Annotated in this window: 20 protein-coding genes, 1 pseudogene and 1 riboswitch; of the genes and pseudogenes, 2 read left to right on the top strand and 19 right to left on the bottom strand. The window is 46.5% G+C overall.

Features of this window, described 5'->3' with window-relative positions; genetic code table 11:
- Positions 1-53: 53 nt before the first annotated feature.
- The 8 genes from MHH50_RS25510 to wecB are packed head-to-tail and all read right to left on the bottom strand — an operon-like array spanning position 54 to position 7,012.
- Positions 54-1,091, bottom strand: coding sequence for a glycosyltransferase family 4 protein (locus MHH50_RS25510; protein WP_076141521.1), 1,038 nt, complete (start codon positions 1,089-1,091; stop codon positions 54-56).
- Complete coding sequence (locus MHH50_RS25515; protein WP_076219321.1) at positions 1,088-1,810, bottom strand: glycosyltransferase; 723 nt, start codon at positions 1,808-1,810, stop codon at positions 1,088-1,090. Before MHH50_RS25515 ends, MHH50_RS25510 begins: the two co-directional genes overlap by 4 nt.
- 33 nt (positions 1,811-1,843) lie before the next feature.
- Complete coding sequence (locus tag MHH50_RS25520) at positions 1,844-2,419, bottom strand: class I SAM-dependent methyltransferase (protein ID WP_076141519.1); 576 nt, start codon at positions 2,417-2,419, stop codon at positions 1,844-1,846.
- A 5-nt stretch (positions 2,420-2,424) separates the two neighbouring features.
- Entirely contained in the window at positions 2,425-3,141 is a 717-nt protein-coding gene (locus MHH50_RS25525) for a glycosyltransferase (RefSeq protein WP_076130428.1), read from the bottom strand.
- A complete protein-coding gene (locus tag MHH50_RS25530) occupies positions 3,138-4,109 on the bottom strand; it encodes an NAD-dependent epimerase/dehydratase family protein (RefSeq protein ID WP_076309179.1) in 972 nt (323 codons plus the stop codon). Before MHH50_RS25530 ends, MHH50_RS25525 begins: the two co-directional genes overlap by 4 nt.
- Positions 4,106-4,945, bottom strand: coding sequence for an SDR family oxidoreductase (locus tag MHH50_RS25535; protein ID WP_340033621.1), 840 nt, complete (start codon positions 4,943-4,945; stop codon positions 4,106-4,108). Before MHH50_RS25535 ends, MHH50_RS25530 begins: the two co-directional genes overlap by 4 nt.
- Positions 4,942-5,928, bottom strand: coding sequence for a polysaccharide biosynthesis protein (locus MHH50_RS25540; RefSeq protein WP_036679704.1), 987 nt, complete (start codon positions 5,926-5,928; stop codon positions 4,942-4,944). The genes MHH50_RS25535 and MHH50_RS25540 overlap by 4 nt, the downstream gene beginning before the upstream one ends.
- Positions 5,918-7,012, bottom strand: a complete 1,095-nt coding sequence (gene wecB / locus MHH50_RS25545) for a UDP-N-acetylglucosamine 2-epimerase (non-hydrolyzing) (protein WP_340033622.1) — start codon at positions 7,010-7,012, stop codon at positions 5,918-5,920. Before wecB ends, MHH50_RS25540 begins: the two co-directional genes overlap by 11 nt.
- A gap of 72 nt (positions 7,013-7,084) precedes the next feature.
- On the opposite strand from wecB, the gene MHH50_RS25550 reads away from it, so the two are divergent.
- Positions 7,085-7,660, top strand: coding sequence for a hypothetical protein (locus MHH50_RS25550; RefSeq protein WP_340033623.1), 576 nt, complete (start codon positions 7,085-7,087; stop codon positions 7,658-7,660).
- 411 nt (positions 7,661-8,071) lie between these two features.
- Here the strand turns inward: MHH50_RS25550 and MHH50_RS25555 are convergent, their stop codons facing one another.
- From MHH50_RS25555 to MHH50_RS25570, 4 genes are all read right to left on the bottom strand, one after another.
- Positions 8,072-9,541, bottom strand: coding sequence for a glycosyltransferase family 4 protein (locus tag MHH50_RS25555; protein ID WP_340033624.1), 1,470 nt, complete (start codon positions 9,539-9,541; stop codon positions 8,072-8,074).
- 171 nt (positions 9,542-9,712) lie between these two features.
- Positions 9,713-9,883, bottom strand: coding sequence for a hypothetical protein (locus MHH50_RS25560; protein ID WP_175619029.1), 171 nt, complete (start codon positions 9,881-9,883; stop codon positions 9,713-9,715).
- Between the two features lie 53 nt (positions 9,884-9,936).
- Entirely contained in the window at positions 9,937-11,052 is a 1,116-nt protein-coding gene (locus tag MHH50_RS25565; RefSeq protein WP_076134266.1) for a glycosyltransferase, read from the bottom strand.
- A gap of 54 nt (positions 11,053-11,106) precedes the next feature.
- Complete coding sequence (locus MHH50_RS25570) at positions 11,107-12,207, bottom strand: DUF3880 domain-containing protein (protein ID WP_076098583.1); 1,101 nt, start codon at positions 12,205-12,207, stop codon at positions 11,107-11,109.
- Between the two features lie 253 nt (positions 12,208-12,460).
- Between MHH50_RS25570 and MHH50_RS25575 the strand changes: the two genes are divergently transcribed.
- Entirely contained in the window at positions 12,461-13,213 is a 753-nt protein-coding gene (locus tag MHH50_RS25575; RefSeq protein ID WP_076130435.1) for an AAA family ATPase, read from the top strand.
- A gap of 329 nt (positions 13,214-13,542) precedes the next feature.
- Here MHH50_RS25575 and MHH50_RS25580 read toward each other — a convergent pair whose 3' ends face one another.
- The 7 genes and pseudogenes from MHH50_RS25580 to MHH50_RS25610 all read right to left on the bottom strand — a co-directional run bounded on the left by MHH50_RS25580 (position 13,543) and on the right by MHH50_RS25610 (position 22,305).
- Positions 13,543-14,457, bottom strand: coding sequence for a phosphotransferase (locus MHH50_RS25580; RefSeq protein ID WP_076280494.1), 915 nt, complete (start codon positions 14,455-14,457; stop codon positions 13,543-13,545).
- 26 nt (positions 14,458-14,483) lie between these two features.
- Positions 14,484-15,389, bottom strand: a pseudogene (locus MHH50_RS25585) (IS1595 family transposase); the annotation flags it as partial.
- Between the two features lie 173 nt (positions 15,390-15,562).
- Complete coding sequence (locus MHH50_RS25590) at positions 15,563-16,978, bottom strand: hypothetical protein (RefSeq protein WP_340033625.1); 1,416 nt, start codon at positions 16,976-16,978, stop codon at positions 15,563-15,565.
- An 8-nt stretch (positions 16,979-16,986) separates the two neighbouring features.
- Positions 16,987-18,885 carry an LTA synthase family protein gene (locus tag MHH50_RS25595; protein ID WP_340033626.1) on the bottom strand — a complete coding sequence of 633 codons (1,899 nt, stop codon included), beginning with the start codon at positions 18,883-18,885 and terminating at the stop codon, positions 16,987-16,989.
- A gap of 206 nt (positions 18,886-19,091) precedes the next feature.
- Complete coding sequence (locus MHH50_RS25600; RefSeq protein ID WP_340033627.1) at positions 19,092-20,258, bottom strand: hypothetical protein; 1,167 nt, start codon at positions 20,256-20,258, stop codon at positions 19,092-19,094.
- Complete coding sequence (locus tag MHH50_RS25605; protein WP_340033628.1) at positions 20,255-20,827, bottom strand: RNA polymerase sigma factor; 573 nt, start codon at positions 20,825-20,827, stop codon at positions 20,255-20,257. Before MHH50_RS25605 ends, MHH50_RS25600 begins: the two co-directional genes overlap by 4 nt.
- A gap of 140 nt (positions 20,828-20,967) precedes the next feature.
- The gene (locus MHH50_RS25610) at positions 20,968-22,305 is read right to left on the bottom strand and encodes a 5'-deoxyadenosine deaminase (RefSeq protein ID WP_340033629.1); all 1,338 of its coding nucleotides are present in this window, start codon (positions 22,303-22,305) and stop codon (positions 20,968-20,970) included.
- A 70-nt stretch (positions 22,306-22,375) separates the two neighbouring features.
- Positions 22,376-22,474: riboswitch (purine riboswitch) on the bottom strand.
- Positions 22,475-23,218: the final 744 nt, after the last annotated feature.

Raw genomic sequence — 23,218 nt, forward strand, 5'->3', positions numbered from 1 at the left:
CAAGCCACTTCTCACGTGGTATTGAAGGTTTTTTATATTTTAAGGACATATTATTAAGAGTTCCTCGCTACGATCTCAAACAGTGCATTCTGAAACAATTGTGTGCTTTTTTCCCAAGTGAAATGCTGTGAATCCTGCTCCCCCTTACGAGCCAGCCGCTGGCGTAAATCCGGGTCTTTAATTAAGGTTATGATATCATCCGCGAGCCGATTCTCAAACCGGTAGGACATTAAGCAGTTATGGCCATGCCTGCCATATTCCATATTCCCACCGGAGTAAACAGTAACGAGCGCTGCTCCACAACGCATAGCCTCGATGCCTGGTAGCGATCCCGTATCATACGTACTTGAGCTTACAAAAATATCGCTCTCACTATAATGGTAACAAAGCTCAGTATCATTTGCAGGAGTCCTTATATGATATCGTTCGTCCGCTAATAAAGTTTGCAGGGTAGTCGACTCAGCAAATTCACCAGGAGGAATGATCAAATAAAGTTCAACTTCTGGATGAAGTCTTCTGACCCGATTTAACTGTTCAAGCAAATAGTCTTGTTCACGATGGCCTGAGAATCCACCCTCTGGCTTTCGCATAACCGCGGAAACTACAAGCTTATTTTCAGGTTCACGAATGTTCAAATTTCTAAAAACAGGATTCACACCAATGGGCACGATTGTCCCCTTAATCCCATGATTCATCTGGACGATTTCTTGCTGCCAACGGGATAGTACAAGCAGATTGCTGGTTAAACTATAGGATGCAAAAGAACGGCTATTGTCAGGTAAAAAAGTGGGCTCGTAGCAAAGCGCTAAACGAATATGAATCCCTTTTCCCTCATTACTTGCCTGCTGCGATACCTCGACTGTGGTATAAAAGTTGGAGACAATCACGTCCCCCACTGGAAAATCGCTGGCCGACAAATCACCATCTGCCGCATAACGCAATTCACAATTTATCTCGTATTCAACGACACCATCGCTGGGCAAGAGGATCGTAATTTCATGACCGATCTCTGACAGACGATTAGCCAGTTCTGCCAGCATCCGTTGTGCTCCGCCCCTAGATAGAGTTAGAACAGGAAATATTAATTTCATTCCCCTCTCTCCTTTAGCAGCAGATGCGATAGAACCCCATGATGGTTTGCTTGTACCTGTTCTATCTCTCTTTTCTGCGCCTCACTATAAATCACTGAGCCCATCTCTTGATGCACTCGATAATCAAGCTGCGGATACTCAATATAAGACCAGCTAAAATGCGGTAAAATACGCAGCCATAAATCATAGTCTTGAGTATATAACAACATTTCATCGAACGTTCCTACAGCACGAAATATATCCATATGAAGAAGAACTGTACTCCCATTCACCGGACAACCCAACATCATAGTCTCAATAAAATGGGCTCTGCTGCTAAAAAGCATACTTACCGTATCTGAGATCCGTTCTCCCTGCTCATTTATATAATAATAGGCTGTATAGTTAAACAAAGTACCCGTACTTTTGAGCTTTTCTATTTGGTTTTTGATTTTATCCGGGTGAAATTGATCATCTGCACTGAGCCAGGCAAAATACGTTCCGGTAGCCACTTCTATCCCTTTGTTCAAAGCAGAAGCCGTCCCTCCATTACTCTTTTGTATATAAATGATTCTGTCACGGAAGGGGGCCAACTTCTCCAGCCATAGGGTAGAACCGTCATCGACTACAATAAGTTCTATATTCGGATAGCTTTGATCCAAGACACTTTGGATGGCGAGATCCACATACGAACAGTTATAAAATGGGATGATCACCGATACTTTAGATTCTTCACTCATACGCGCTCACCTCCTTCACCCGGAGCTCAACTTTTATACTGTTTTACAAGCAAGCAGGGCATCTACTGGTGCATGGCCCTCCCCGAATGCTTCACGAAACGATGGGTTTTGGGCATGATGGAAACCTTTAAGTACCGTTACCTCATACCCAAGTGCAATAAAATCCTCCGGCTCCCATCCGCTCCGATGCTTTTGAAAATACTCTCCCTGCAAATGATAATGATCCATACCCTCCTGTGGAAAAAAGCCCCGAGGGGTAAATACAACTACTCGGTTATTGGCGATTCTTTCGGCCATCCCTAGCAGAGTCTTCGCTTCATTTTTATTAAAGTGCTCTATTGAATCAATAAAGGTAACCGCTGAAAATGTTTTGGGGAGGAATAATTTATCCATATGACTGGCATCTGCATGTACCGGAATAATATGAGGTGACTTATATTGACGATGCAGCAGGTACGGCCTGTGAATTTCTAATCCAAGCACTACTGCGGCTTCATATCGTTCAAGCAGGGTACCGGTGCCGCTGCCGATATCCAGAATACTCTGGCAGAATTTCAACTGTTCCAGTAAGACTGGCAGAAAGTCATTCACTTCAATTTCCCGGTACATTACCTTCAGCCCCCCATAGAAGAAATCAAGTGCTGCAGCGAATTCTTGTAGCGGGCATTGGTCGCAGCTGCCTCTGCCATAATTACATCAAAATATTTGATCGTTCCCATGCCCTCATGCGTCCGGTAAGCTGTGAGGGATTGATTCAACATCACCGGTGGATATCCGTTCAGAATGGCGCGGAACCATAAGTCATAATCATGGGTGTAAGGAAGTGATTCATCAAAAAGTCCGATGGCTCCAAACACCTCTCGTTTAAACATCACCGTACAGCCATTAATGGGATTACCGTGTAAAAAACAACGTAAGTAATCCAGGTGACTAGGAAACAATGGCGCAGCATTCAGCTGAACCAGCTGCGATTGAGCGTTAATATAATTAAAGTTGGTATAGGAGATTAACAAGTGGTTCTGCTCCATGAACAGAACCTGATTGTTGATCTTATCCCGATAAAATAAATCATCCGAGCTAAGCCAGACCACATAGTCACCCGTTGCATTCAATATGCCGTGATTCAGTGCGGAGGCGGTTCCCCCATTGCCTTTGCCCAAATAATGAATTCGGGAAAGATACGGTGTAATTAGATTGCTATGGGCATGCGAGCCGTCATCGACAACAATGATTTCGTAAGGTTCCCAAGACTGGGAGAACGCACTTTGCAGGGCGTGCTCAATATAAGGACAATTATAAAAAGGAATCACTACCGAAACCTTCGGTCTCATAACAACCTCCCCTCCCCGCTAACTCGGTAATAATTCAAAATATCCATTAACGATTGGTTAAGCCCAATTTCCGGAAGCCAGCCCAGTGAAGTCACATCAGCCTCAGGGGTTGATGCTTCTGAATGAACCTTCTTATCCGCTGTGGCTGCGATCTCTGAAATAGCCCGTTCAGCATCTGCAGGTCCCCAGTCCATTGGCACTGGACCTACAGAATGACTGAGCAACTGCTCCGCGATCTCCCCGAGTTCCCGCTGCTTCCCCGAATCGATGCGATAGATGGTTCCATTTGTACCTTTACGCAAAATGTAATCATAAGCTCTAACGGCATCTCTTACATCTAAAAAATCACGCAGCGCATAACGAGAAGAGAGCTTAAATGGAGGTATTTCCTCTTCTGGCTGGCCTTCACTTCGGACAATGTGCTGTGCTAATAAAGAGCAGAAGCCGGTGGAAGGACCGGGACCAATCAGATTACAGGGCTCAGCCAGCAGAACCGGCTGTTTAAATAAGGTGCCCCAAGCGAGGGACACCAGCTCTTCTATTGTTTTGCTAAGACTGTACGGGTGTGGTGGCCCAGCCACCACACCCGGTTTGAACTTAAGTCTGGAGCCAGCCACTAGAATCCGACTGCTCGGCAGGCTTCGCATGGCCTCCAGTAAATATAAGGTGGCCATCACATTGGTCTCCATATAAAGCAAGGGATTAAGCCATGACTCGGGTACGGAGTTCTTCCCAGCCAAATGAAGGACAGCGTCCGGTGTAGTTTGCTTGATCATCTCAGCTACTGCTTTCCGGTCACTTAAATCACAAATATATATCTTTACTCCTTCTGGAAAAAGAGTGGAGGCAGCTGTTGATTGCGGCCGCAATACAGCGATAACCTCACCCCCTCCTGCCGAAAATAATCGAACGGCATGTTGCCCGGTGAATCCACCGGCTCCGGTAATTAGAAGTCTTTGACCTGTCATAAATACATCTCTGACTGTTTCATCCAGTCAGCCAGTTCCTGCAGCATTAAAGGATATGAAGGCAGCGGCAAGAGGACATCCGCTCTTGTATTCACTAGTGTACGATCCTGAATATGTTCATCCTCAGGGATGATCTCCACATTTTCTTTATGAAAAGCCGCCTGAATATGCTGAAGCAGCTCATATTTACTTACCGGCTCTGGATGCGCTAAATGGATTAGCCCCGATACGGGGGAATCCAGCATTACATCCACTGCTTTGGCTAATTGGAGCGTTGTGACCCCGTTCCACATCACCCGCCGGTATCCTGAAACTTTACCACTCTGCGCCAGGAACCAATCCATCAGACCAATACCGCCTGAGCGGATTTCGGGACCAATAATGGAAGTGCGAATCGTAAGATGCCCGGGTTTTTGCACCTCACCGAGACTTTTCGAAATTGCATATACAGAGGTTCCATCAGGAGCATCCTCTTCGGTGTACCCTCCGCGTGTTCCTTCGAACACGCAGTCGGTACTGATATGAATGAGCCTTGCCTGAATATCCTCCGCCTTTCGCCACAAGTGATGAGGGAGAAAGCCATTCACGTGGTAAGCCCCAATTTTGTCACGCTCCGCGAATTGATTGAGAACCCCCATTGCATTGATAATGCAATGAGGGGAAACGATATCGACCAGCTTCTCAACTCCGGCTATATCGTTCGCATCTACATACAGCCCGCCAAGATCGCTCTTATCCCGGGTTGTATGGAAGACGTGATGCTTGCCCTGGCGGCGAAAATAATCCGCCAGCATATGCCCCGCCATACCGTTTCCACCTAGGATAAGCAGCTTCATTGCAGGAACCCTCCCCGGATCAAGATGCTTTTGATCTCTTCCCGATCCATCAGATTCGTCTCTGAACTGAAGCTATTGAAAGAGACATGAGGATAAGCGCTATAATGTGCCTTTAATTCCGGCATGTTCAGCGTAGGGAGAATTACTAGATACTGTTCATCGTAGACAACGGTAGTTAAGCTTTCGAAATCGCTCATCAGAATCTCGTGGATTTTCTCCCCCGGACGAATCCCGGTCTCAACAATACTCACATTGGACTCTCCGGAAGCCTCAATCAGCACCTCAGCAAGATCGATAATTCGGCAGGTAGGCATAGTCATGACGAAGATTTCTCCACCCAAGCTAACCTCAGAAGCTTTAAATAATAACGTAATAGCATCGCGTAGGGTAAAAAAGAAGCGGGTCATTTTCATATCCGTAATGCGTACCTGACCCTTATCTTTAATCTGCTTCATGAACAAATGCACTACGCTGCCGTTCGTTCCGAGCACATTACCTCCGCGTACAGTAACGAACCGGGTGTTTGAGCCAATCAGATTGGCATAAACGAACAATTTCTCCCCGATCGCTTTGGTCATTCCATAGAAGTTGGATGGGTTCGCAGCCTTATCGGTAGAGATGTAAATTGCTTTCTCAACGCCATTTACAATGGCAGCTTCGATCACATTTTGAGTTCCCACTACATTGGTTTTGAGTGCTTCATAAGGCTGATCTTCACAGACTGGAACATGTTTGAGCGCCGCCAGATGAAAGATATAATCAACGCCACGGCAGGCTGCAATCAGCGCATCCTTGTCACGGATATCGCCAATGATAAAGCTGAGACGTTGATCTTCAAACTCCCGGCTCATCGCCACTTGAGCGGATTCACTGCGGGAGAATACGATGATTTCCTTAGGATTTTGTGGCAGAAGTTGCCTAATCAGCTCATGCCCCCAGGAACCAGTTCCGCCTGTGACCACAATCCTTTTATTATTGAACATGCAGGTTCCCTCCAAGCAAGAATTTAACTACCTTGACCGAAACATCCGGAGTCATGTATCCTTCCGGTGCCTCCCAATCCCGATTGAGCGCCGTCATCAGCTTGACGCTGCGCAGAATACTTTTCTGATCTACACCTGAGACTACATTGCTGCCACAATCCACTGTTTCTGGACGTTCCGTCGTTCTGCGAATCGTAACTGTTGGCACTTTCATCAAGCAGCATTCCTCCTGTACAGTCCCGCTGTCGGTGATGGCACATAAGGCGTGCTGTTCCAAGTAGACAAAATCAAAAAATCCGAAAGGTTCATGAAATTCAACTAGTGGGTTCATTGGAAGGGAAAATTGCTCGGTAAGTTTGGAGCGAGTGCGAGGATGAATGCTGCATATTAAACGAATTCCAAAATGCTCAGCCACTGCGTTAAGACCCGACATAATTTGTACAAGGGACTCTGGATCATCTACATTCTCAGCACGGTGGGCCGTGACTAGGAAATACTGTCCTGCGTTAAGCTTCAGCTGCTCCAGAATGTCGCTAGTCTGGATTTTGTGCTCAAAGTGGGTCATGACCTCATGGATCGGATTTCCTGTTAACACGATACGCCTGCTGGGGAAACCTTCGCTGATTAGATGTCTTTTGCTCTGCTGCGTATAAGGCATATTAATGGTCGAAACGGCGTCGATGACACGGCGGTTTTTCTCTTCTGGTACTTGGAGGTCATAGCAGCGGTTGCCCGCTTCCATATGCACCACCGGAATTCCCATACGTTCAGCCAAAATCGCGCATAACGCGCTGTTCGTATCGCCCAGAAGCAAAACGCGATCTGGCTGTTCTTTTAGTAAAATACTTTCTAACCCTCCGAACATGGCGGCAAGCTGGCCGCCTAGTCCTGCTTGTTTATCCTGCAGCACATAATCCGGTGCCCGCAGACCCAGCTCAGCAAAGAAAATGCCGCTGAGACTGGCGGTGAAGTTCTGGCCTGTATGCACCAGGATGTGCCGCTCAGCATGTTCGTCGAGAAGCGGAATGATTACACTGAGGCGAATGATTTCAGGCCTCGTGCCTAAAATCGTCATGATCTTCATGAGTTCACTCCCCTGCCTGTTTAATTATGGTCTGACTTGGCTCAATCAGCGGACTGTGCTCTGGTTGCTGGATTGAGATCATTGAGCGGGAAATGTACCGTTCATTTGGCTCAGGTTGCTGGAATGAGCTCTTTTTGCGGGATTTATACCGCTCATTTGGCTCAGGTTGCTGGAATGAGCTCTTTTTGCGGGATTTATACCGCTCATTGGGCTCTGGTTGCTGGAATGAGCTCATTTAGCGGGATTTATACCGCTCATTGGGCTCTGGTTGCTGGATTGAGATCAATAAGCGGGAATTATACCGCTCATTGGGCTCCGGTTGCTGGAATGAGCTCATTTAGCGGGATTTATACCGCTCATTGGGCTCCGGTTGCTGGAATGAGCTCATTTAGCGGGATTTATACCGCTCATTTGGCTCCGGTTGCTGGAATGAGCTCATTTAGCGGGATTTATACCGCTCATTGGGCTCCGGTTGCTGGAATGAGCTCATTTAGCGGGATTTATACCGCTCATTGGGCTCAGGTTGCTGGAATGAGCTCTTTTTGCGGGATTTATACCGTTCTTTGGGCTCATCTAGCTAAATTCGCTGCATTCAAGGGCATAACTGCCTCTCTTTGCGCTCAGCTTGCCGAATTCGACGCATTCTAGGGCATTTATGCCTCTCTTTGCGTTCAGATTACCGAATTCGACGCATTCTAGGGCAGATTTGCCCCTCTTTGCACTCGGCTAGCTGAATTCGACGAAATCTAGGGCATATATGCCTCTCTTTGCGCTCAGCTAGCTGAATTCGACGAAATCTAGGGCATATATGCCTCTCTTTGCGCTCAGCTAGCTGAATTCGACGAAATCTAGGGCATATATGCCTCTCTTTGCGCTCAGCTTGCCGAATTCGACGAAATCTAGGGCAAATATGCCTCTCTTTGCGCTCAGCTTGCCGAATTCGACGCATTCGAGGGCAAATATGCCTCTCTTTGCGCTCAGCTTGCCGAATTCGACGCATTCGAGGGCATATATGCCTCTCTTTGCGCTTAGCTTGCCGCTTCGCTGCAATCGAGGCATTTACGCCGCGCGCCGCCGTCCACCGCGGCGGGCCCGGCGGCGCTTGCCCCCGGCAGTGCTGCGCCGCCGGGCAGAACCTTTACGCCGCTTGCGAGCAACGCGGCGCAAAACCAACGGGCGCCCGCTTCGCCGCGCCCGGGCTTTGCCGCGCCGCTTGCGGGCGACGCGGCTCGGCAGGCCCTTGCTTCGCGGCGGCAAAGCCGGCGACGCTGCGGGTAAATCAGGCTGGACAGCAGGTGGTTCCACCACCACCACGCTGTCAGCCTCGCGCACCGCAGGTGCGCTGCAATAGCGGAGGTTCCACATCTCCGCAAGACCCTGCAGGCGGCTCCGATAAGCCGCCGGACCATAGACGGCGTCGACGCGCTCCCGCGCTTGACTGCCTAGAGTTAACGCCAGTCCCGGCTGCGCCAGCATGACGTTGACTCTTTCTGCCAGCGCGGAAATGTCCGATGCTGGCACGAGATTTTCGCCGCAGCCCGCTGCGTGCAGAATTTCCCGCAAGCCCCCAGAGTCGTAAGCGATCACGGGCTTTCCAAAAGCCATTCCTTCCAAAGCAGTCATACCGAAGCCTTCGCGGATCAGACTAGGAACCACTAGCACATCCATGGCACAATAGGCAGATGGAAGACATTCAGCATAACCAACAAATTTAAACCGGGTGTACAGTCCCTCAAGCTTTACCTTGCGGACACAACGCTCATAATAGCTTTTATCGCCAGCTGACCCAATGACAACAAATTTCGAGCTTGGATGAACCGCGTGCACAAGCACAGCCATTTTCACAAAATGTTCTAGACCTTTTTCTTTGTTGATAAAAGAAGAAATATAACCGATCAGCTGTTCATGCGGTTTAACCCGCAATTCCCGCCGCCGTTCGCTCCGAAGCTTGCTCCAAGCCTCAATCATCATCTCTTTATCATTCCAAGAGGGAGGCAGCTGGATCACTTTTTCCGCTCTCACGTCCTCTGGAAAGCAAGCTGCAGCTGTTTGTGAAATAGCTAGTATCTCATCACTATTCCGAAGAATCAGCCCTACACTAATAGGTGTATATTCATTGTCTGTTATCGTCTCTGATATTTTCCATATCACCGGAATGCCCAGTGACTTTGCAGCCATTGCTGGCAGAGCATGCACACAGGTACTTGTAATAACAAACGCCGGGCGCAGGGAATTCAGCCAGTCTGTTAATTCGTGATACTCCCTGCTTTCCTGGAATTTCTGAGCATCTGCCTCCAACCCTGCATAAGGAGTGTACATTCCATATAAAAGAGGAATCGAAAGCAACTGTACACTTATTCCACAGCTTCGAGCCTGAGAAGTCAGCTTGCCGTCCTGAGGCGCAACGAGAATACAATTAAAGTACGGAGAAAGCTCCTGAGCGAAAAACAACAATAGCTTCTCCGCTCCCGTAATACTGCGTGTATTGGATACATGTGAAAAGAGGACGATTGTAGCTTTGTCAGCCATGGCGTTTCGGCGCTCCCTAACGAGGGGCCTGGAGCAGCCATTCACCTCCTTAAAAAATTTACAAACTTTGCGCTAATTTCTATCCTTCGCAGTAAAACTCTCTTTGAAAATGGTCGCTCCTGTGACTCGCAACATCGCTTCCGCTTCGCTCTAGAATCTCGTCAGTCAATTTCAATTCGCTCCCGAGCTTCGCCCCTTTACTTCCACTCTGCTCTCGAATCTAGCCAGTCGCTTCCGCTCCGCTATACAAGCCCGCTCCAGACGTTGCTTCTTTTCATCAGGCCACAGGCATAAGCTGAGGTTCGGTTCTACAGTATATCGAGGAAAAACAGATGCCGGCACGACACCTGTCCCCTGGTAAGCGCACATTTCCGTTCCATTTCCGGGCATATGACCTAGCCATAAATTACTGTTAACAGCTGGTGTATACGTTTGGTGTAGGTGTGATCCTTAAGCGTCCGTTCAAAAGCGCGCAGGGCAATCGCACGGCGTTCTTCCTCATGAGTCAGGTAATAACGGATTTTATCCATCATTTCTTGAGGGCTTGCAAAAGTCTCAATTTCTTCACCAGGTTTGTAGAAAGATCCCATATCATCTCTGGCATCCACTAATTGCAGCGTACCCGTAGCCGCGATTTCAAAAGTACGCGGATTAGGAGATACCGCCGGAATCGAAAGCGTATTGTTGTTCACTACTTCATCAATGTGCGAGCGGTGGAGGTTAATGACGATTTTGGATCCGCTGTAAGCTACCGCTGTTTCCTGTGGTGACATCCACTTACCAATCTCAATTCGATCTCCATAGAGTGCCGCCTCAGGCAGACGGTCCCACCAGATGCCGTTAATCACCGTGTTATAGTTCATCAAATCCGGAAGAATCTCACGGAAGAAATTAACCCGGTTCCAATAGGCAGAGCCAATAAAACTAACTTCGCGATTCAATGGTGAACGTGTTGTAGTTGGACGGTAATGCTCGCGGTGAGCGGCAAAAGGAAGATAATGAACTTCAGGGCAGCCAAGTCCCTTATAAAAATCAATACAATTACGCTCAAGCGTGAACACAAAATCGTAATGCGCCACAATTTTAACTGTAAAATCAGTGTAATAAGGATCATCTGTAAGCCAAATGGCTGTCTTAATTCCGCTAGCCCGAAGAACGGAGATCTGCTCAAGCGGTAAATCCATACCATCCAGCACAAGTACCAGATCCGGTCTTTGAGCGGCGGCTAACTCCACTAAGTTTTGACGCACATCTGTTATCGTGACTTGTGTGGTTAATTTTTGCAGCGCGTAGAGGACTGCATCGTCTAATGGAGAGTAGGGATATCCTTTACCAGAAGCCACATACATTACATGAATATTCCGTACAGGAAATACTTCTTCTGGCCGACCATCTAAAATCGCAAGCCGTCCCCGTAAATATCCCTCATCATATCCGCCCTTAAAACCACTCAGACGACCACGAAGCTTTTCTTCCTCTGGAGGTGTCAGTGGTAGCGGTGGTGCAGGCATAATAAATTCATTGTTGTTCATCATCATCCTCGCTCCTTTATCCCGTTATAGATTTCATACACTTGAAGCAATCACATTCAGCAAATGAGGCAAACGCGCAGTGAATGTATGGTTCCGCATGGTTGTCTGTAGTCCCCGTAAAGCGTAAATTCGGCGCTCTTTTTCATGCTTCAGATAGTACTCAATCTTCTCCTGCAATTCCTTAGCAGAGCCAAAAGTATCCAAGTCATAACCTGGCCGATAATAATTGCCCAGATCCTCACGAACATCCGTAAGCTGCATAGTACCGCAGGCACTGATCTCATAAGTACGTGGGTTGATAGAGCGTGATGGTAAACGGAAGCTATTCCGGTTATCCTGCCCCTCCTCCCACGGACGGTGAATATTAATGACTAGCTTTGCACCACTGTAATAGTTCGCAGTTTCCTCAGGTGGGATAAAGCCATTGCTAATAAAAGGGGCAAGCTGGTCATATGTCGCAAGCCGTTCCCAGAAGCCGCCAGCGATCAGCACCTTCTTATCCTTTAAATAGGGGGCAAGTTCATCAAACAGCGCTGTCCGATTATGAAATGCATTGCCAATAAACACAATGTCGTACTTATACTGCGGTGCCGTACGGCGCGGATAGAACATCTTTGGATTGACGCAAAGCGGTAAATAATGAACGGATGGAACTCCAAAGGATTGATAAAACTCCACACAACCGAGCTCATGCGTAAAGACGTGATCATAATGCCGGCAAATCACTGAAGTATCCTCTGTAAAATAAGGATCATCCACAAACCAGATCGCAGTCCGAATGCCCAGCTTTCTGATTTCTGTAATCTGTTCTAAATGATTTTCCGGAAAAACATGCAGTCCATTCATAACCAGCACTGCCCCGGGCATCTCCCGAGCTGCGGTCTCCAGCATAGTTTCTGGAGTGCTTATCACAAGCTCACTTACAAGCTGCTGAAGCGCCTCAATTACCCCAGTATCGATTGCATGGAACCCTTGAGGAACATACATTAGCTTAAATGGCCGACAGGCTTCGACCTCTACAGTACTCCGACGCTGCACAGCCTCACACATGCCAAGACGATATCCTTCGTGATAACCGTCGCGATAATCTCGCGGACGCTTGTGTTTTCTCCTTTTCGCTTTCACGGCCTTCACCCTGCCCCGTTGTATTCTCAAGACAGTATAACTATATGCGGAGTCAGCACTCGCCTCATGGACATCTGTCATTACTAGAACTAAATTGGCAGATGTACCCTGTCTTTTGCCCGGCTTGCCCGAACCCCGTCAGATTTCATCCACTCGCTGGATGCTGTTATACTATAAAGGTCTAGCTAGAGGCACTAAACTTGTCATCTCTGTCCAATCTGTCCGAAGATGATTACTTTTTGAAATTCACAAGGGGGGAACTATGAATAACACCACGTTGTATTTGCGACACGCGGAGCTGCTGCGTGATCTGGTGCCATCCTTTCAAACCTATCCATTTCATCTGCCTGCTGTTCGAACGCTGGATCGCCTGACTTTTCAAAAACCAGTGACCTTTCTTGTTGGAGAGAACGGCACGGGCAAATCAACCTTGTTAGAGGGAATTGCTGCTGCTTGGGGCTTTAACCCTGAGGGTGGAACGCTAAACTTTTCTTTTAACACTCGTTCCTCGCATTCGAATCTTTATGAGTATTTTAGAATTGCTAGAGGGGTTAGACGGCCGAAGGACGGCTTTTTTCTGCGTGCGGAGAGTTACTATAATGTGGCTTCTTATATTGATGAGTTGGATGAACAACCCGGTGGCCCACCGATCAAAGACTCCTACGGAGGCAAATCTCTGCATGAGCAGTCCCACGGAGAGTCTTTTTTAGCTACATTCGTTCACCGTTTCGGCGGCCGCGGCCTTTATATCCTCGACGAGCCTGAAGCAGCGCTTTCCCCCTTACGTCAAATGTCTCTGCTGGTGCGTATGCATGAGCTGGTCGGACAGGATTCACAGTTCATTATCGCAACTCATTCCCCCATTCTGATGTCCTATCCCGGTGCTGAAATTTTTCTCTTGGAGGGGGAGGGAATACGGTCCGTCGCCTTGGAGGAAACCGAACATTATACCGTGACCAAAGCGTTTATGAACGATCGTCAAGGGATGTTGCGTGAGTTATTTGAAGATGAATAAGCATACACGACTTCGACGTCCCTTTAAGGACGGTAAGCGTTTAAGCGAGAAATATAAGGATAATTTACAACATGGAACATATAAATTCTTATATTATAGGCTATGTTAAATTCTAATGTTGATATTTGACCATAAGAAAACCGCCTTCGTCGTTGAAAAGGCGGTTTATTGCTTATCGTGTCCCGTTAGCGCAACGACTTACTCTGTTGAATTTCGTGTTCCTCAACATAAAGCGGCATCAGAGAAGGCGGATCGTACCTTATCGCGGCCTTTAAACGACAAAATGGTGCCGATAGCCATAGCCCCATAGCCGCAACGAAATAATAAGCCTAATCCGACAGTGCCCGCATGATGTTGGATTTCGCCTCTGCCGCAATTGCTTCATTCCCGTCATCGACCGCTTGCATTAAGATCAGTATGGGGATGTATACCGCGATTAGCCGCGCCAGCAGCTTCGTTTCCTCGTCCGCTCCTCCGTACGTTTCGAAAAACACGCCGCGAGCGTAAGGTGGTAAAAAGCTATAAGCAACGCTCAAATCGCAAGCCGGATGGCCTACGCTCAGATCGCCCCAATCAATGATGCCGGAAACGATCCCGTTCTCATTCACAAGCATATTTTTGAAATGAAGATCGCCATGTAGCAGTGCATTCACCGCCTCGACACGGTCCTTTTGCAGCCTGCTAATATACGCTTCGATCACACCGGACTCCTCCGGCGACAAGTGTTCAACCACCTTCGATAGAAAGCCCTCCAATTTCACTTTGCGCGATGCTATGTCCGTCAAGTTTCGATGATCTTGCTGAACTCCGCACTCCAGCGCCGCCTGCACCGGAAACTCATGCAATCTCCGCAAAAATTTCGCCAGCGTCTCTGCCGATAAAGCCCGGCGTTCTTCCGTCAAACCGATTGGGAAATCTCCTAGCACGTAGTCATAGCCAAGAAATGGTGCCGGGTATTCGTCACTTGCTTCGCCATAAAACAACGGTTTCGGATAGGGGATGGTTATATATGTCTCCAGCTTTGGCAGCAGCTTCCCTTCCATACGAATCGAGCCAACTGCAATCGTTCTTCTTGGAAACCGGAACACGTACTCGTCACCGATGAGAAAAACCGTATTGTCCCAGCCCCAGCCCAATCGCTTCACTTGCTTCGATGACAGCTGAGGGAATTGTCTGCCGATCAGCGTCCGCGCCTGCTCTTCGTTAACCTCCCACTCCGCATCCCATACATTCGTTCCTCCCATGAATTGTCTGCCTCCTCGTTCCTTACGTTATTTAGATGTTTACATTCCCTAAAAGTGAAGCGATCCATCCATTTCTTCAAGCGGCTGTGGTAGCTGTTTACGTTTTGGATATGGTACACGCCTTTCACACGTTGTTTTCCGTCGGACTTGAATCGGTAATGAGTCATGCCTTTTGAATTCGCATAGGAGCTAAATGCCCTCCATGAATCAGTGCATAACACGTTTGAGTCAGATAGATGACCACCAATCGCTTCGTCTAATTTTGTAATCCGAATACGTCCACGCCCAAGTACGCCAGAGTAAGTCATTTTCTGACGGTCACGGGCAACCAGCACGCACACTTGATCGTGGCTTATACCACGATATTTCGCTTTGCCGCCACGTTTACGTGGCTTGCGTTCGGTAATATTCCGCTTGCCCCTTTCCGAGTAAAGAAAGTAGGTCTCGTCCATTTCAACAATATCTTGAAATGCTTCGGTTGGAATCTGCTTCAGAGCGGAAAGAATCTTATGCCGCCAGTAAAACAAGGTGACATGCGTGACTTCATCGTTTAACTGCTCTGCACATTTTCTCAGAGAAAAGCCCTCAATCATGCATTCGATAAAACGAACCCACATATGAGGTCGCCTCATTCGTTGCAGAGGGGTGTTCGTAAGGTCATTGAATGTTTGGCGACAGGACTTACAACGGTAACGTTGACGTTTAACCTCTCCAGTGCGTGTTCTTACAGCCTACTTTCCAAATCGAACAACAGAATGGTTTTTGCAATGCGGGCAAACAAGTCCATCTTTATGCTTCTGCTCTTGAATTTCATCAATCGCTCGAACTGGAAGTGCCACTCCCTTGGTTCGGGACTGCAAAAAGTAGATAAGTTCTCGCTTACCATTATCGTCCAACGTATCAGCAAGCTTTTTCAGTTCCTTTAAATCCATGGGCAAATCATCTCCGAACAGTTATATCGCCCTTATTATAGAACACTTGTTCGTAATTATCAAACATCAACAACAAAGTTTAACATAGTCATATTTATAAAAAAACAGCAGGTCTCCAAATCGGAAACTTGCTGTTTGCTTTGTGTTATTTTGTGTTTGATAGGTGCTTGAAATCAGCGTCTCGCAATCCCCGTCAGCTTGTGTATAATCCATCCAAACATGACTACAACCATCATATCGAAGCACACATTAAACAAGAATAAATGCTTACCGATGTCAGCCCTTCCGTCCCCAAGAATCGGAACCAAGAAGGAGAAAATCCCTATTAGCCCTAGCAGCATCAGCAGCTCGCCGGCAACTTTGCCACGAATATCTCTGCTGCGGAAATACTGGAACAAAGCTCCCGCAAAATACACCAGATAGAATATGGAGAGAAATCCGAGCGTGTGCGGAATATGTTTGTTTTTGAATTGGCTCCATGCACTGTAAGTATAGGATAATGCACCTGCTGGTTTATTCTCGCTTTTCTCATAGTTTCCTAGATAATACGGGCGAATCGCCATGCTGTTACTCGCAGCATATTTCATATTATCTATCAACCGGTCCGGATGCTTCAGATAGAAGAACAATACATCTTTATGAGATACACGGTCATAGAAGTCCGGAACCAGCGAAGGATCATCCTGCTTAATCACTGTATCGGTCTGAAAATAATTTGTACCCGCCAGTACCTCCAGCCGCTCCGGCAATCCGAGATCCTGCAAGTCTCCCTTCACATCCGGCGATTCGTTTAAAATCCCAAAAAACACCGTTTGATACAGATTAATATGCTTCAGATCTTTTGGCGCTGCCACATACAAAACGATGGATACAAGAAAGATGGCAATCGAAAAACGTAAAGCCAGCTTCCTCCATTTGCCCTCTCCGTCAAGCATCATAAACCGCAAGAAAATCAGAGCAAAGGCAATCCCAATCGGTGCATTCTGGATTTTGGAGGTGACCAGAAACAGAATTGCGATAAAAAACAAAGTTAACCCTTTAGTGGTTGGCTTCTCTTGGCTGGTTAATCTTAATCCTACTGCAAATGTCAGCAGCATAAACACCATCGACACTGGTTCTCCAAACAAGGAGTTGAAATAGGCCACATACCCGATATCGTAAAACACAAATAAGATAGCTGCTCCCAACAGCAGCCCTGTAACATAAGAGCCACGAGCATTATACTTCACCAGCAGCCAAGTTGCCGCCAGTAAAAGAAGCCCATAAACTGCACCCAGCAAACGAACATCAAAAAAGCTGCCATGGATGAGCCCGCCGATCAATCTCGGCACAAGTACTATTAAAATCTGTGAGGAAGGATAAAAACCTCTAAATAAATTTTCATAAGCAAAACTGGAATGACTAAAATTGAAAAACTGGTCGGCATACGATGCTCCAGTGTCATAGTAGTTCAGACCGATGGTATTCATCATACGCAAAAAATCTCCGTTATCGGCAACACCAATAAAAGGCCCTACGAATAGCAAATAAATAATGATACCGCAGCCGGCAAGGCCTACGAGATACTCCGGTTTCCAGAACTTTTTCATGATTCCCCCTATCTCTGTGGTAACAGCTTCACATATTCGTCGGACAAATTCATTAGCTTCAAAATATACTCATAATCAGTCTGATATTTTGTGAAATCCGATACTGGCTTAAGCGTATCCAGCGACACAGCTTTACCATCAGCAAAATCTTTACCAGGCACATAGAGAATATCATCATTAAAGAAAGAACCAGAAGGCAAATAATACCGCATTCCTAACACATTACGATCAATGTTCAAGAGATCATGACCAAATGCTGTATAACCTTCTTCTTTTAAAGAAACCCCCAATAGGTTAGCTATCGTAGGAAGAATATCCAACTGTCCACCTGTTCTCTCTACTACCTTCCCTTGCTCCATTCCTGGTACATGTACAATCAATGGAATATTAAAGCGACTGATCCGGGAATCGTATGGAATCCCCAACGCACTTTCTACTTGCTCCGGTGGCACATCCTGCGGCTGCAAGCCAAAATGATCGCCATACATCACCAGCACAGTGTTATCCCACATTCCATTTTTCTTCAAACCCTCTATTAAAGTTCCAATGGCATAATCAGTATAGTTAATAGCAGTCAAATAATCGCCAAGCATCGTGTTTTTTAACTCATCAGGCACTGAAATCTTCTTAAAAGAGTCCGGAATTTGGAAGGGATGATGGCTGGACGCCGTCACCATTTGTGCGTAGAAAGGAGTTCCTTTCTTCTGCAGCTCTGCCAATTTCTCGACACCCGTAATATAAAGCTGTTCATCGGAAGCACCAAACGCATTAAAATGATCATTGGTAAAATAATCTTTATCATAATAGCCGTTAAATCCAAGTGCAGGATATAGCTCATTCCGATTCCAAAAGCCCACTTGATTCACGTGAAAGGTGTACGCCTCATATCCTTTATCTCTCAGCAGACGTGGTAGGCTCGGCAGTTCTCTGTCCCCGAATCCAGTGGACATTGCCAAGGTCCCGATTGGATAAATCGACGTGTTGCTCATAAATTCAGCGTCAGAAGTATTGCCCGGACCAATCTGCTGGTAGACATGGGGGAAGTAAAATCCCTCATCTGCCAACTTGTTCAACACTGGAGTCAGCTCTTGACCCTTCAGGGATTGATGCAGCGGGAAGTTTTGGAAAGCTTCCATTTGGATGACAATTACATTTTTGCCCTTTTGCGAGCTAAAATAATCAGGTGCTGTGCCCGCGGCCTTACTACTATAAGGATAGGAAGCTTGCAGTTCATCAATCTTCGCGATGGTATCCTTAATATCTCCGGTTCCAATGAGATTGTTATCTTCCTTGACCTTAATTGCGGCAACGACCTCATAATTCAGGAATCCGGCACTTTCTGCCTGCACAAGCTCATTTGTAATTCCCCGCGCAGAATTGACAGAATTGGCCGATAAAGCAAAACCTCCAAGAATAGCCACCAGAATCACCATCATATGTGCCAATCGTGTGTTCCGGGAGCTGAATCGCTCACGCTCACGCGGATAGGCTTTTCCATGCTTCCATCTGCGGATCAAGACATACATTGCCATGATCACAAAATCAGCGAAAAATAAATAATCAATAGTCTGTATCGTTGATTCTACGCTTGCCTTCACTTGAAACACCTGATTCAGTTCATATAAAGCCAGATACGTAGGAACAGAACCAAAGTGATTGAAATATACACTGGCTGCGAACAGCAGCAGCGATAATATCCCGTTAAATGTCCAATAGACGGCTGTTCTCACCCGCGAAGGAGTAATGACCGTCAGAATCCCCATGATGAAGAGGACTGGAGCAACATCTGCTGCAATCCACTCCCAAGCAATTCTATCAAAGAACAGCACTCTCAGCAGGAGCAGCTTCAACCATAGCAGCAGGACAACAATATAGAACTGAGCTCGATTCGGCCCGTGCTTTTTCACGTTTTAATCCCCTCTTACCTTTTCATTTGTTCTGATTATGAACTCTATTCATCTTTTCTGTAAAATATCAGATTGTTCTAGTATAACAATACTTACTTTTTTTATCAAAAATGTGCACCATTCGCTCCCACTACAAACAGGGAAATCCCGTACCTTTTCGGCTGTGGAACCTCCCTATTTAAGCCTATTATGTTATGCCTTTCAATCTAAGACTGGCTTGCTGGCAAATCCTCTTTTACCTTCCAGATCGTTAAATCACTATCATAATATACAGTAATCTCAGGACTGCCAAGCTTATGAAAGGTGAGATTCCCGGGCTCCTGATCTCTTTTAAGCAAGCTATATTCGCCCACATCAGCAACGCTAAATATCTTAGTCAGCAGAGGTGCTGCCTTCTCACGTAGGCGATCCCCATCAATTAGAGACAGCTCCCGGTCTAATACCGTTAGTTGTTTGGGATCTGTTTTATCACTAGCACGAGGATTTGTATCACTAATCTGCTCAATCCTTCTAGTAACAGTATCGAACGTAACCGAAACCTTTGATCCGTATTGCAGCGTAAGCGTATCCTGATCCTTGTCCATAGCCCGAAATACTAAACTAAGCTCTTCACCTCCGTTACCTCTCAACACCTTCAAGGCCTGTTCCCCAGCTTGACGCATCTCTTCTGATACCGCCGAGGCCTCAAGCGTGGCTGATGCGTAATCGAATTCACCATTTACAAATCCGATACGCCATTTCTCCGCCCTAAAGTTATTCTCAATTTTCACGCCAGAATGTTGTGTAACATCATATTCAACGTATCTGAGCACTTCATAAGCTGAATCATTCGCATAACCCAGTTTGCCCTTGATCTCTTCCGCACGGGTATTCATTTCAGCGTCGATCTCCGCAGCTGTCAGAATCCTACTCATCTTCGTTTGCACCAGTTCTCCTGTCTCATAATTGATCCAGATATATGCGGAGTCCTCACCTTTCTGGTAAGAGTAAAATATCTGCTGTTGCTCCTTAAGCCATTCCCGGTGATCTAGCGGATAAGTCTTTCCAAGTAAACTCTGCATCACCTGATCTGCGTTCCGCTGTAGCTCAGCCTCCGTGAAATGCGACGAAACCTCAGTTTGCGCAGGGTTGCTTGAATCATTACCGAGGAACCTTCCGTTCAGAAAGAATACACCTAAGCCCAACAATACAATAAAACCCGCCACAGCCAACAATTGCACAGGCAGTCTTTTTCCTGAGTAAGATTTCGCTCCCTGTTGATCTTCTTGAATTCGGCGAATGACGTTGTCTGCATGCCTCATAGTAAACTTTTCATTTCCAAAAGGTCCTTTTCGGGCCTGAGCATACCATTCCGGTTTATGATCCTCCATCATTCTACCCCCTTTAATTTGTTCTGAATTTTTTGCCGCGCTCGGTGCAATCTTGATTTTACCGTTCCGTGACTCAAGTTCATCAGTTCAGCTATTTCTTTTATAGAGAGTTCATATTTCAAATCCAGGACCAATATTTCGCGCAGCTTTGGAGACAATGCCATAATTAGATCCCATATCTCACCAATGGACTGATTACCCAAATACTCCATCTCCGCAGATCGGGCTACGCCAAGAGGTTCGATAGTTTTTTCCCGCTGCTCCACATCAACCGTGGACAATGGCTGTACACCACCCCATAAGCCCGAACGAAAAAAGCGCGATTTCCGGTGCGAAAAAACAGTATTCCTGGCAATCGTAAGCAACCATGCTTTAAATGAAGAATTCCCCCGGTACGTTCCAATCCGGTAATAACATTTAATAAATACTTCTTGAGCCAGATCATCGGCTTGTTCAGAATTTTTGGTAAGATAATAGATATAATTCCATATATCCTCTCCGTAACGGCTCATGATTTCTCTTAGTTGCTGTTCATTCATCGTCTCGCTATGCTGAAGACCTTCCAGTTCCAATTAGCTTCACCTCACTTAATACGACCTCATAAAAGGCACTTTAGTTCCCTTATGTTCATATTTTCTCATAAAAAAACAGGGGGTCCAGTGATGATCCCCTGCGAATGATAAGATATCCGAATCCGAATCGACCTTTCCCCTCAAACGATCGAGGTATGCGTGAGTAATCTTTTAATAGAACGGTTAGCTTCATTTAGTACAATTTCTTTATCCACAGTCTTTAGCAAACCTCTTTCCATCACGATCTCCCCGTCGATTATCGTTGTCTCCACATCTGCCCGCGTAGCGGAATATACAATTCTAGAGATGGGATCTACGTCGTAAGAGGGGAAGGTATGAAAATTGTAGAGATTCAGGAGCACTAGATCTGCTTTTTTGCCTACCTCGATACTCCCGATCTTATCCTCCATCCCTACGGCCTTCGCCCCACCAATAGTAGCCATACGGAATACACTGCGGGCATCCATGGTTGTGGGTCCGTGATGAGGCTTTTGAATAATCGCCGCCAATCGCATCTCATTAAACATATCCAGATTGTTATTGCATGGAGCGCCATCCGCTCCCAGACTAAGAGAAACATGCTCATGAAGCATCCCTGGTGTGTCCGCAATTCCGGAGGCCAATTTCAGATTGGAACCCGGGCAATGACTTACATGCACCCCTCGATCCCGCAAAATCCGCCGCTCCTCAGCATCCAGCCACACGCAATGCGCCAGTATAAGCCGTTCATTGGCTAATCCTAGATGATCCAGATAGACGATGTTACGCATGCCAGTCATGGCCTGCACAATCTCAATTTCCCCTATATTCTCAGACGCATGAGTATGCACCTTCACATCGTATCTTGCGGACAGATCTCGCACCTCGGTTAATAAAGGCTCTGTACAGGAAATCACAAAACGTGGAGAAAATGCATACTGAATCCGACCGTTTCCATAACCATTCCATTTTTCCAGTAGATCGACACTTTCCTGCAAAGAAGATGCGGTATCCTCCTGCAGCGCCTCAGGCACATCTCCCCCTTTTTGATCCATCATCACCTTGCCGGACAAGGCCCGGATTCCACTTTTAGCTATAGCCTGAAACGCAAAATCCGTATGATGGACAGTCTCCATATCCACAATCGTCGTCGTGCCGCTGGTGATCAGTTCGCCGATGCCAAGCATAGCCGAATAATAAAGGGATTCTTCATCATGCGCGGCCTCTAATGGCCAGATTCGTTTGCGCAGCCAATCCATCAGCTCCAGATCGTCCCCTTTACCACGGAATAACGTCTGGCATAAATGAATATGAGTCTGGATAAAACCCGGGATTAATGTACGGTTCGTAGCATCAATGATCTGCTCGTCGCCCTGCGGGATCAGGCCAGTGCCGATTTCAACAATGAGATCATCCTTAATCCGGACATCCCCGTGTATTATTTCCTCTTGCTTGTTCATCGTAATGATTTCGGCATTTTTGATCAAAATATTTCCCATAGCCCTTCTCCCCCTCATTGAGTTAATTCCAGTACAACCTCACGCATGTAGCACAAAAAGGCCACAAAAATATGCCTGAGCATATTTTCGTAGCCAGAAATTTACGGTTCCCGGTAGAGACCCTTAAACCAATTATTAAGGATATACGAAAAAAAAGACTATTCATTTGTAATTTGAATAGTCCAATAATAATCTAAAGACAGGTTACATGTCAATATATATGACATATAAAATCGATTTTGTTTTATTAATACTGTTATATAAAAGTGATTTAGTATTTTATGTTATGTTAAATAACATAATTCGATTTATGATCACGATTATTCTGTTTGAAGAAAATTTCGATCACGATACCCTGTACTTTGCGTCAGATTTACTGTCAGGAAAACATAGAAAATAAGCTATCCGAGAGCTATTTCACGGCTTAAGAGACAGCCGTTTCGTTCGATTAGGTCGGCCATTTCGCACGATTAGGTCGACCATTTCGGACAGTATCTCTGCTTACTCTAACGCGTTGTGCTAAACCGCTGCCTGCATATAGCACGGTACGGTGGACTAGTCAGAGCCCGAAAGTGTACGTCTAGCTCTATTCATCTAACTGACCTATGCCGACCCTACTGCTACTCAACTGCTACTTCTGCACTGCTTCGGCTTCTTGTATTTCTCCCCTACGGCTACTCCACTGCTTCTGCACTCCTACATTCTCCTTGCGCCCACTCCACTGCTACATCTACTGATACTGCTTCTGCTTCTGCTTCTGCTTCTGCTTCTGCTTCTGCTTCTGCTTCTGCTTCTGCTTCTGCTTCTGCTTCTGCTTCTGCTACAACTACAACTACAGCTCCTACACTACTCCTACTTCTGCACCACTACTTTCCCCTTGCGCCTATTCCACTGCTACCTCTTCTTCACCGCT

Origin of the sequence: Paenibacillus sp. FSL H3-0302 (assembly GCF_037982245.1) — a bacterium.
GTDB lineage: Bacteria > Bacillota > Bacilli > Paenibacillales > Paenibacillaceae > Paenibacillus_AQ > Paenibacillus_AQ odorifer.